Source organism: Calditrichota bacterium (assembly GCA_014359355.1).
In the GTDB taxonomy this organism is placed as follows: domain Bacteria; phylum Zhuqueibacterota; class Zhuqueibacteria; order JANLFK01; family Oleimicrobiaceae; genus Oleimicrobium.
Genome location: JACIZP010000350.1, coordinates 1 through 2,021 on the forward strand (window position 1 = coordinate 1; position 2,021 = coordinate 2,021).

2 protein-coding genes are annotated in these 2,021 nt (G+C 61.6%); both read right to left on the minus strand.

From position 1 onward, the window contains the following. Positions 1-1,051, minus strand: a 1,051-nt coding sequence (locus H5U38_14800; GenBank protein ID MBC7188291.1) for a hypothetical protein, incomplete at its 3' end; no start/stop codon positions are given. A gap of 13 nt (positions 1,052-1,064) precedes the next feature. Further along, on the minus strand, positions 1,065-2,021 hold a 957-nt coding region (locus H5U38_14805; GenBank protein MBC7188292.1), incomplete at its 5' end, for a T9SS type A sorting domain-containing protein.

Below are 2,021 nucleotides of genomic sequence, written 5' to 3' on the forward strand. Positions count from 1 at the left end.
TCGCTCGCTCCTCTCTCGCCTTAGTCACCACCCGAACAATCTCCTCATGGTTGGCCTCGCATACGGCCAAAAACGACTCGACAAAGGCCAGTTGCCCCTTTGCACGCTCCCAAATCCGGTCTCCTCGCCAAAGGCCATTGGGCCCTTCGAGAATGAACGACAACGTGCAATCGATGCCGAAGCCATTGCGTCCGTCATCGATATCGGTGGTGCTGTGCCTCACCGGCAGAGCGGGGTCGTCTTGAGTGACAAGGTAGCGATGCGCGTTCACTCCCCGCTCGCGCGCTCTTTCGATGGTGGGCCACAGGAGGCGCTCCCGGGCGAACTCCAGCAGCACCGCAGGGATCGCGGGGTTACTCACGCAATCGAACTGCTCGCCCAGATCCTTGAGCAATCCCTGACGCAACCAAGAGCGGAGCCCATATTCGTGCACGTCCAAGGTCACCTGCGGCGCATAGCGATTGAAAAGCATGCGCAGCAGTCTTGTCTCCGGTTCGGTGAGGATGGCATGGTTGCGATTCAGGTCCACCTGCCTGTCATTGCGCCGGCGGTGAGCCTCGCCGCCATCCGGATTGACGCTGGGGACAAGAACGAGGTTGAGGTGCGGGAAGGGCCACGCCTCCGGCTCAGCGCAAAACTCATCCAGCAACATCAGCAAGGCCTCTTTGCCCGAGGGCTCGTCGCCATGCTGCTGGGCAAAAACCATCACCGTGGCTGCTTCTGCCCGCCACCTGCTGCGGGGCGGGAGGTAGAGAACCGGAATCTCCCGACCCGCCACGCTCCGCCCGGCGATTTCCAACTCTATCTCAGGACAGCGTTCGCCCAGAGTGGTGAGATAGGCAAGCATCTCCTCATGCGAAGTGCCCACCGGCGGTGTCTGCACGGCCAGAGGAAGCCGCCACTGGCGGGTCCCTTCATGGCTCTGCCCTGCGGAAGCGCCGACCTCGGAAGCTGGGAGGCTCTGCTCTTGGCCGAGTACCCACCCTGCCATCAGCCCGAGGACCAGTACGGCCAGGCGCGTTTTCGTGCGAACTGCCCTCAGAAAGAACATATCCATCCTCTCCTCAAAAAAGGAGCACACACTTCCTAGTCAAACGCACCTCCCCGGCCACCAGCTGATAGAGGTAGACGCCGCTGGCCAAGCGCACGCCGTTCGCGTCCGTTCCATCCCAGGTGACCTGGTGGTAGCCCTGGGGCACGAGTTCGTCCTTGAGGACGCGCACCACCTGACCCAGCGAATTGAGAACGCGCACCTGTACCCTTGTGGCTCTGGGCACTGCAAAAGAGATGTGGGTCGCCGGATTGAACGGATTGGGATAATTGGGCGCCAGCGCGAAAACCGCCGGCAGGCGCTCATCCTCACTTTCCTCAACGTCGCTCACCGTACCCTGCAGCCAGTCGAGAACGCGCATGAGTACCAGTTGCCGGAGCTGTGCGTCGGCGATTCCCTCCCATCCGAAACCGAAAAAGACCGCGCGGTACGTGGCCCCCTCCACTGCAACTGCCCCGGCGCCAGTGGAACGAATAGTGCCCAGGCCCTCCGGGGTGCTTCGATCGTAGAACAGCAGCGCCTGGCCCGGGGCAATCGCGTCCACTTCGTTGGGGAGCGATTGCCTGTTGTCGCCCTCTCGCGACAGCCAGAACTGCATGCTGCCAAGCACCGGGTTGGCGCCCTGGGTAACCAGGCGGTGCAGTTGCGTGTTGTGATTCACGTAGGCAACGCGCAGCAAGTCCTGCAGCAGCGTGCTATTTTTCAGAGAGAGCCCCAACATGGAGCCGTTCAGGAACAAATTGCCGCCATGGGCAAGATAAGACTCCAAGGCTGCCGTGCCGTGGCTGTACAAGGTATGGCCGAAATAGTGGCCAGTGTACCAGATGACCCGCGTGAATCGGCGCAATGTGTCCTCAGGCACCGGCCCCTCGACTCCAGTATCCCAATAGCGGAAGCCGAGCCCAAGCGTGTTGAGGGCGGATGTGTAGTAATCCGCCAAGGCGAAGTCACCATCGTCCTCCACCAGCAA